Source organism: Vibrio sp. V39_P1S14PM300 (assembly GCF_009904765.1).
GTDB lineage: Bacteria > Pseudomonadota > Gammaproteobacteria > Enterobacterales > Vibrionaceae > Vibrio > Vibrio proteolyticus.
Map to the genome: position 1 here is coordinate 1 of NZ_WXWP01000259.1, position 8,304 is coordinate 8,304.

9 protein-coding genes are annotated in these 8,304 nt (G+C 49.8%); 1 reads left to right on the forward strand and 8 read right to left on the reverse strand.

Annotated features, from left to right (window positions below; translation table 11 throughout):
• Positions 1 to 17: 17 nt before the first annotated feature.
• Entirely contained in the window at positions 18 to 599 is a 582-nt protein-coding gene (locus CAG65_RS13100) for a hypothetical protein (protein WP_021705111.1), read from the reverse strand.
• A 204-nt stretch (positions 600 to 803) separates the two neighbouring features.
• On the opposite strand from CAG65_RS13100, the gene CAG65_RS13105 reads away from it, so the two are divergent.
• Complete coding sequence (locus CAG65_RS13105) at positions 804 to 1,283, forward strand: aminoacyl-tRNA deacylase (protein WP_021705110.1); 480 nt, start codon at positions 804 to 806, stop codon at positions 1,281 to 1,283.
• A 46-nt stretch (positions 1,284 to 1,329) separates the two neighbouring features.
• Here the strand turns inward: CAG65_RS13105 and CAG65_RS13110 are convergent, their stop codons facing one another.
• The 7 genes from CAG65_RS13110 to gcl form a co-directional block, all read right to left on the reverse strand.
• Positions 1,330 to 1,710 carry a carboxymuconolactone decarboxylase family protein gene (locus CAG65_RS13110; RefSeq protein ID WP_021705109.1) on the reverse strand — a complete coding sequence of 127 codons (381 nt, stop codon included), beginning with the start codon at positions 1,708 to 1,710 and terminating at the stop codon, positions 1,330 to 1,332.
• A gap of 58 nt (positions 1,711 to 1,768) precedes the next feature.
• Positions 1,769 to 2,125, reverse strand: coding sequence for a MerR family transcriptional regulator (locus tag CAG65_RS13115; protein WP_021705108.1), 357 nt, complete (start codon positions 2,123 to 2,125; stop codon positions 1,769 to 1,771).
• Positions 2,126 to 2,159: 34 nt separating this feature from the next.
• On the reverse strand, positions 2,160 to 2,771 hold the full coding sequence (locus CAG65_RS13120) for a TetR/AcrR family transcriptional regulator (protein ID WP_021705107.1): 612 nt from the start codon (positions 2,769 to 2,771) through the stop codon (positions 2,160 to 2,162).
• Between the two features lie 196 nt (positions 2,772 to 2,967).
• Positions 2,968 to 4,266, reverse strand: coding sequence for a glycerate kinase type-2 family protein (locus tag CAG65_RS13125; protein WP_021705106.1), 1,299 nt, complete (start codon positions 4,264 to 4,266; stop codon positions 2,968 to 2,970).
• Positions 4,267 to 4,465: 199 nt separating this feature from the next.
• On the reverse strand, positions 4,466 to 5,362 hold the full coding sequence (locus tag CAG65_RS13130) for a 2-hydroxy-3-oxopropionate reductase (RefSeq protein ID WP_021705105.1): 897 nt from the start codon (positions 5,360 to 5,362) through the stop codon (positions 4,466 to 4,468).
• Positions 5,363 to 5,387: 25 nt separating this feature from the next.
• Positions 5,388 to 6,164, reverse strand: a complete 777-nt coding sequence (gene hyi, locus CAG65_RS13135; RefSeq protein ID WP_021705104.1) for a hydroxypyruvate isomerase — start codon at positions 6,162 to 6,164, stop codon at positions 5,388 to 5,390.
• Positions 6,165 to 6,231: 67 nt separating this feature from the next.
• Positions 6,232 to 8,007, reverse strand: coding sequence for a glyoxylate carboligase (gene gcl / locus CAG65_RS13140; protein WP_021705103.1), 1,776 nt, complete (start codon positions 8,005 to 8,007; stop codon positions 6,232 to 6,234).
• Positions 8,008 to 8,304 lie beyond the last annotated feature (297 nt).

Sequence of the window (8,304 nt, forward strand, 5' to 3'; positions counted from 1 at the left end):
CGAAACATTTTGGCGATTTAATATTCAAGTTCAATGTGATGCAGTTTAACAGCGCCCTGATCCCAGGTGGTACGACACTTCGCTTCCAGTGTCGTTGAGCGTTGAAACTGGTTGTCCACACTTTGAGAGTACGTCACAAAACCATCGTTTCGGGTGAGATCTCCCCACCAGAATCCACCGGGTTCAGCGAAACGTAAAATTTTCCACCCGCCACCATCACTGATTCGTCGAACTCGCGAGAATGTACATCCTCCAGGACGACCAGAATTGATGTTATCTAGGGAAGCGTGCATGTTGACCTGAAATTGCCCGATCTCATCAGACAAAGGGATCGTACAGGTAAAATAGCGTTCTGTACGTCCGTAGGCGGGCTCAAAAATGAACGAAGATGAGGCGGCATCTGGCCCGACTTTCTCACTCATAGCAATGCTCATCGCCGCTTCATAGCTTCCCTTCTCACTCTTCAGTTTGGCAAACTGAACGTTTCGTTCCGCGATACTCTCTGCGCAGTATGACACTGCTGGGTAGGTGACAACTTTGGCTTGAACCCCTGACGAGACCGCACAACAGGCGGCCGTTAACAGAAATAATTGTTTCACTTTATATGCTCTTGGTTTTATATAAGAAAAACGCATATTAAAGATTACGAATACAGGTTCAACGTTAAGTTATTGAATTTAGAGGCGGGTCACGTTCACTCTATTCATCTTGCAGCGTTACAGCGACTTAATGAATTCACAGCCTAATGGGGACATATTTCCTATAATTAAGAGGACAAAAGCCACCTCAGACAGGAGGTTTCTATGACCATGGCAACCCGGCTGAGTCACTACCTGAATGAGCACCATATCCGCTTTCAGACACTCAGCCATGAACACAGCCACAGCTCTCTTCACAGCGGAATTGCCGCTGGAGTTCCTCTTAACCATCTGGCGAAAGGAGTAGTACTGGAAGATCATGATGGCAAGCATATGATGGCCATCCTACCCGCTAACGCCAAAATCAATCTGGCGATATTGAACGACGAGATGAATGCCACATTTCACTTGGTCAAAGAACAAGAGATTTACCGGATGTTTAATGACTGTGAAAATGGCGCCATTCCGCCAGTCGGCAGGGCCTATCATATGGCGATGGTGTGTGATACATCACTGACAGATTTGGATCATGTCTACCTGGAAGCAGGTGATCACGAAACACTGATCATGCTCGATAAAACGGCGTTCAGACGGCTAATGGAGCACAGCAAATTCATCCATTTCAGTAGTCAGGTTTTCCATTAAGCGGCACACAACAAAAAGGCTTGCACCAGGTGCAAGCCTTTTTTGATCACGCAGATTTTCGCGCAGAAAGGATATCTTTCAGCGCAAACATGCCATTAAGAGCCGCCGGAAAACCAGCATAAACGGCCATCTGCAGAATAACCTCTTTGAGTTCCTCTTCACTACAACCGACATTCAACGCTGCTTGTAAGTGCACCTTCAACTGCGGCTGACAATTGCCCATGGCAGTCAGTGCCGCGACCGTAGCAATTTCGCGAGATTTCAAATCCAACCCGGGGCGGGAGTAAATGTCACCGAATGGAAACTCAATCGTCAACTTTGCCAGATCCGGGCAGATGTCTTCCAGACTGGTGATAACATTATGCCCGGCTTCGCCGTCAATCTCCGAGAGTTTTTCTAACCCAATTTCAAATCTTGATGAATGCATGATGCGTTCCTTTTTTACTTGTTGGAACATCACCTTACAAGTTAGAGCTTACTCTAAGTCAAGAACTAAGTTTATCACGGTAAAATTGTATCTTTACCTCAAGTGCGTCGAGATGTTCGAGTTGCTCATCAATATGTTGCTGTAATTCGCGCCGATGCTGTTCGAGCAACTGTTGTCGGGCTTGCATTGTTTTCTCCCCCCGCTCTCGTAGCTCAGCATAACGCTGAATTTGCTCTAACGGCATACCGGTGGATTTCAAACGTACAATGAATCCAACCCATTCGCGCTCTCTGGCAGTATAAACCCGATGACCACTGGCATTTCGCTGAACATTTTTTAGTAAACCGATCTTCTCGTAATAACGCAAAGTGTGGGCAGACAGTCCCGTCTGAAGGGAAAACTCTTTCATATTCATCGAACAACTTCTCTAGGAAACGCTGAGTCACTGCTCAGCGGGAACGAACATGACAACCTTGAATCACCAGTTGAGTGATAAACTGAGCTGCTTGTTGATAGTCATCATTATCAAGCTGTGGTTTCTGCATGACATTGCAAATCTGCCAACCAAAATCGGCGTACGTTTGCGTAGCGGCCCAAATAGCAAACATAAGATGATGCGGTGGCACCGCGTCCATCAACCCCTGCTCCTGCCAGGTTCGAAACTTGTTCAGAATCATCTGGGATTGTTCAAACAGCTCTTGGCCAATGTCCTCTGGTAATGCTTTAGCGCCCGACATCACTTCATTCGCAAACACCTTCGAGGCATGGGGGTGATCGCGAGAAATTCTGAGTTTCGTTTCAATATAACGGCTCAATGCTTCAACCGGGTCATCAAGTTCTTCGATGGGCTTAGAGGCTTCCAGCAGAGGCTGAGTCACCGTTTGCAATACCGCGTAATAGAGTTTGTCTTTTGAGCTGAAATAATAAAATACATTGGGTTTGGGCAGCTCAGCAGCTTTGGCAATATCGGCCATTGTAGTGGCTGCATACCCTTGCTTTGCAAACTGCTCGCTGGCCACTTCGATGATCAAATCCTGATTTTTGCGTCTGATGCGCGACATGCTTCACCCCCGAGTCATCCTAATAACGTCTGATGTTAAACAATGGCTCAGGTAACACCAAGAATTCGTTATAAAAAATAGCGAGTAGTACGACTTTTGCTGTCATTTTTTGCTCTCCTATACCCGAGAAATAAAAAAGCGGCACACCGCTCATGCCCTTCAGTGTGCCGCAAAGCTTCTCGTGACAGGAGTCTGGTCAGAGAATCAGAATTGCCCTGAAATCATTTACGTTGGTCAATGTCGGGCCGGTGAACAGTAACTGTCCGATCTGCTCGAAAAAGTCATAGCTGTTGTTGTCAGCCAAATAGTGCTCTGCATTGAGCTTCAGGCTAGAAGCATTTAAAACACTGTCTGGCGTTATCCAGGCACCGGCGTTATCTTCCACACCGTCAATGCCATCGGTATCGGCCGCCAGAGCATAAATACCCGGCGTTCCATTTAATTCTTGATACAGACTGAGCAGGAACTCACAATTCCGTCCTCCTCGCCCATTTCCTCTGACTGTCACCGTTGTTTCACCACCGGAGATGAGTACACACGGTGCGCTGAATGGCTGGCTTTTCTGCGCGACTTGCTTGGCCAGCGCTGCGTGCATTTTGGCGACCTCACGAGCTTCACCTTCGATACAGTCACTGAGAATGTGGGCTGTAATTCCGAGCCCTTCCGCTTCGGCCGCCGCCGCCTGCAACGCCATTTGCGGCGTCGCAATCAAATGAGTGACACACTGTGCCCAACACGCCTCCTCGGGTTTGACCGTTTCAGATAATGGTGAATTGAGCCATTCAAAGGCACTGGCAGGAATGTCTATCTGATACCGTTCGAGGATAGCCAGCGCATCAAAGCGAGTGGTCGCGTCTGGCACCGTCGGCCCTGAAGCAATCACACTGAGCTCATCCCCGGGCACATCCGATATCGCCAGTGTGACCACCTGAGCCGGATAAGCCAGCTTTGCCAAACGCCCCCCTTTGAGCGCCGATAAGTGTTTGCGCACGCAGTTCATTTCGTCGATGGCGGCACCGGATTTCAGCAACGCTTTATTGATCGCCTGCTTCTCGGCCAGCGAGATGTTGCCCGCAGGCAAGCTCAGCAATGCGGATCCCCCACCTGAAATAAGGCATATCAGGGTATCGTTTTCTGTCAGTTCATCGAGTAGAGCCACCACTCGTTGTCCCACATCCAGACCCATGGCATCCGGCACTGGATGAGCAGCTTCGATGACCTCAATTCGTTCGCAAGCCTGAGTATGTCCGTAACGGGTAACCACCAAGCCTTCCAATCGCTCCCAATGGGATTGACCTCGCGCCTGAAATACCGCTTCCAGCTCCGCCGCCATCGACGCGCCAGCTTTCCCGGCCCCTACAACAACGATGCGACCTTTGGCCGGTGAGGTGAACAACTCATCCGGCAAATACTGAGCGATGTGCCCCTTGGGCAAAGCCTGATTAACCGCACTCTGGAACAGTTGGTGTAAAAATTGTTTTGGTTCGATGTCCATCAGCCACTCCTTAGATGACAGAAAAGAAAAATCCCGAAGTAAGGCGCCGGGCGCCTGCAGTTCAAAGCGGCGAAAGGAGTCCGCTCTGTCCCTTTGCCTTACGACGGGAACGCGTATAAAAGGAGACGAAACTACGCGATTTAGTAAGGAATTGAAGTCGGCAGGCGAGAGGAAGCACCTGCCGTTATCCCACTAGGGATTAGTCGCGGATTGAGTGACCAGAACGCTTTTCGATCGCTTTGATCAGCGCCGAATGGTCCCAGTTTTCTCCACCCATCGCCGCACAATCTTCAAACAGCTCCTGCGCAGTGGCTGTATTGGGAAGTGCAACGTCAAGTTCTTGCGCACCGGTCAGTGCCAGGTTCAAATCTTTCTGGTGCAGTGCTATCTTAAAGCCAGGGTCAAAGGTGCCATTCACCATGCGTTCGCCATGAACTTCCAGAATCTTTGAGCTGGCAAAACCACCCAGTAAAGCCTGACGCACTCGCGCCGGATCCGCGCCTGCTTTAGAAGCAAACACCAGTGCTTCAGACACAGCTTCGATATTCAATGCCACGATAATCTGGTTCGCCACTTTACAAGTCTGACCTGCGCCATTTTCTCCCACCAGAGTGATGTTCTTACCCATCACCTCAAAAAGCGGACGGGCTTTATCAAACGCACTCTGACTACCACCGACCATGATACTCAGCGCCGCATTAATTGCGCCGACCTCACCACCGGAAACCGGTGCATCCAAATAGGCTGCACTACTTTCGTTGATGCGAGCCGCAAACGCCTTGGTCGCGATAGGTGAGATAGAGCTCATATCAATCACGAGCTTACCTGCTGCACCACCTGAGTTCAGACCCGCTTCAATGCCGTTGTCACCAAACAGAACCTCTTCGACCTGCGGTGTGTTTGGCACCATCAAAATCACTACGTCCGCCAGTTCAGTCGCTTGAGCAGGGGAATGACACACCAAAGCGCCAGCCTCCACCAGCTCACTCGGTGGCTGATTAAAGTGGTCTGAAAGGATGATGTCGTGTCCGGCTTTTTGCAGATTCTGCGCCATAGGCTTACCCATGATGCCGGTACCGATAAATGCAATCTTCATATTCTGTTCTCCTTAACTGTATTGGTTAGCGATACTGATTCATCCAGTTCAGTCCATCGGTGGTGGTGGACTGCGGTTTGTATTCACAGCCCACCCAGCCCTGGTAACCCAGTTGATCGAGCTGACTCAGCACAAACGGATAGTTGATCTCACCAGTGCCCGGCTCATGTCGGCCAGGGTTATCTGCCAGTTGCACATGCGCAATTTGGTTGATGTTAGCGCTAACGGTTGGCGTGATGTCACCTTCCATGATCTGCATGTGGTAGATGTCGTACTGGATGAACAAGTTGTCGCTGCCAACGTCGTTGATGACCGCTTTGGCCTGCTCAGTGGTATTGAGGAAAAAGCCCGGGATGTCACGGGTATTGATGGCTTCAATCACCAAATTGATACCTGCTTTTTTCAGCTCTTGTGCGGCATAACGCAGATTAACCACAAAAGTAGCATGCGCATCTTGCGGGGTAACGCCCTTTGGCGTGATCCCCGCCAGACAGTTGATTTGGGTATTTCCCAGCACTTTTGCGTATTCAATGGCCATCGCGACCCCGGCCTGAAACTCCTCTATCCGAGTTGGGTCAACGGCAATTCCTCGCTCACCGGCGTCCCAGTCTCCGGCTGGTAAATTAAACAACACCTGAGTCAATTGGTTATCATCAAGCTTTCGCTTAATCTCTCCTGCATCAAAGGCGTACGGGAACAGGTATTCCACGCCCTGAAAGCCAGCTTGTGCGGCCGCCTTGAAACGATCGAGAAAATCGACTTCGGTAAACAGCATGGATAAATTTGCAGCAAATTTTGGCATTGTGATGTCCTTTTCAGGCTGGATCCCGAACAGAGAGCCAGCAGATTGTTTGGTTTGTCGATGGAAATTATTGCTGATGGGCCAGTGCCGTTGGTGCATCATTGATGCCCTCGGCAAGCGACTCGAATTCGTTAATCGCATTGATTTCCACACCCATTGAAATATTGGTCACACGCTCTAGGATTACTTCGACCACAACCGGCACCTGGTGTTTGTCCATCAGTGTCTTCGCTTGTGCAAATGCGTCCTGCATCTGCTCGGGATCCGTCACGCGGATAGCCTTACAGCCCAAGCCTTCAACAACCGCCACATGGTCGACACCGTAACCATTCAGCTCTGGCGCATTCTGGTTTTCAAACGCAAGCTGTACACAGTAGTCAATGTCAAACTGGCGCTGGGCCTGACGAATCAAACCCAGATAGGAGTTATTCACCAGCACATGGATATACGGCAAGTTGAACTGCGCACCGACCGCCAGCTCTTCGATCATGAACTGGAAGTCATAGTCCCCTGAAATGGCCACGATATCTCGACTCGGATCTGCAGCACGTACGCCCAGAGCCGCCGGTGTTGTCCAGCCCAGCGGGCCCGCCTGGCCACAGTTGATCCAGTTGCGCGGCTCATACACGTGCAGGAACTGAGCCGCAGCAATCTGAGACAAACCAATCGTGCTGACATAGCAGGTGTCACGACCAAACGCTTTGTTCATCTCTTCATACACACGCATCGGCTTGATAGGCGCTTCGGTGTAATGCGTCTTGCGCAGCATGCTTGCTTTACGCTGCTGACAATCACTGACCCAGTCACCACGAGCTGGCAATTTACCGGCGTCGCGCCATTCACGGGCGATATCGACAAGTAGTTCAAGGGCCGCTTTAGCATCCGACACAATGCCTAAGTCCGGACAGAAGACACGCCCAATTTGGGTAGGCTCAATGTCTACGTGCACAAACGTGCGGCCCTTGGTATACACATCCAATGAACCGGTATGGCGGTTCGCCCAGCGGTTGCCGATACCGAAAACGAAATCAGATGCCAGTAGTGTCGCATTCCCGTAGCGATGGGCAGTTTGTAATCCCACCATACCCGCCATCAGTTCATGGTCATCCGGAATCGATCCCCACCCCATCAGCGTTGGAATAACGGGTACACCCGTAATCTCAGCAAATTGCTGCAACAAATCTGACGCTCCGGCATTGATGACACCGCCACCGGAAACGATCACCGGTTGCTTCGATGAACACATCATCTCCAATGCTTTCTCCGCCTGCGACCTTGTCGCTTTCGGCTGATAAGCGTCCAACGGTTCATACGTCTCGATATCGAATTCAATTTCTGCCAGTTGTACGTCTAAAGGCAGATCAATCAATACCGGGCCTGGTCGGCCAGAACGCATCAGATGAAACGCCTGTTGAAAGGCTCGTGGTACCTGAGCGGGCTCAAGCACTGTGGTCGCCCATTTTGCGACTGGCTTAGCAATCGACTCAATGTCAACAGCCTGAAAATCTTCTTTATGCAGTCGGGACGTCGGAGCCTGACCCGTAATACAAAGGATTGGAATCGAGTCTGCAGCTGCAGAGTACAACCCGGTGATCATATCCGTCCCTGCCGGGCCTGATGTTCCGATGCAGACACCGATATTGCCCTGCTTAGTACGGGTGTAGCCTTCCGCCATATGCGAAGCGCCTTCCACGTGACGCGCTAACACATGATCAATGCCACCCAGCTTTTTCATCGCCGCGTACATGGGATTGATCGCCGCACCCGGAACCCCGAAGGCAATGTCCACGCCTTCTTTTTTCAGCACTTCTACTGCTGCTTCGATTGCCTTCATTTTAGCCATTCGAACCTCCTTTTCGATTGTATACAATTCAAAAGAACTTTGTGTACTATGAATCATCTTCAGAAATTCGCAACCCCTGAACGCAACATTTTTTCAACATCGAGCAATCATTCTAAGCATCTGCTTACCCCGCAATCCTTAGAAATCATTGCTTTACATGAATTATCTTTACGTAAAAATATTTTCCCAAAATCACAAATGAAAAATAAATGTTAAATAACCTTTGATTGTTTACATCGAATAAAATATAAGTATTCGTACAAGGTTATTTTTGTACACAATATCAATCAGTATTGT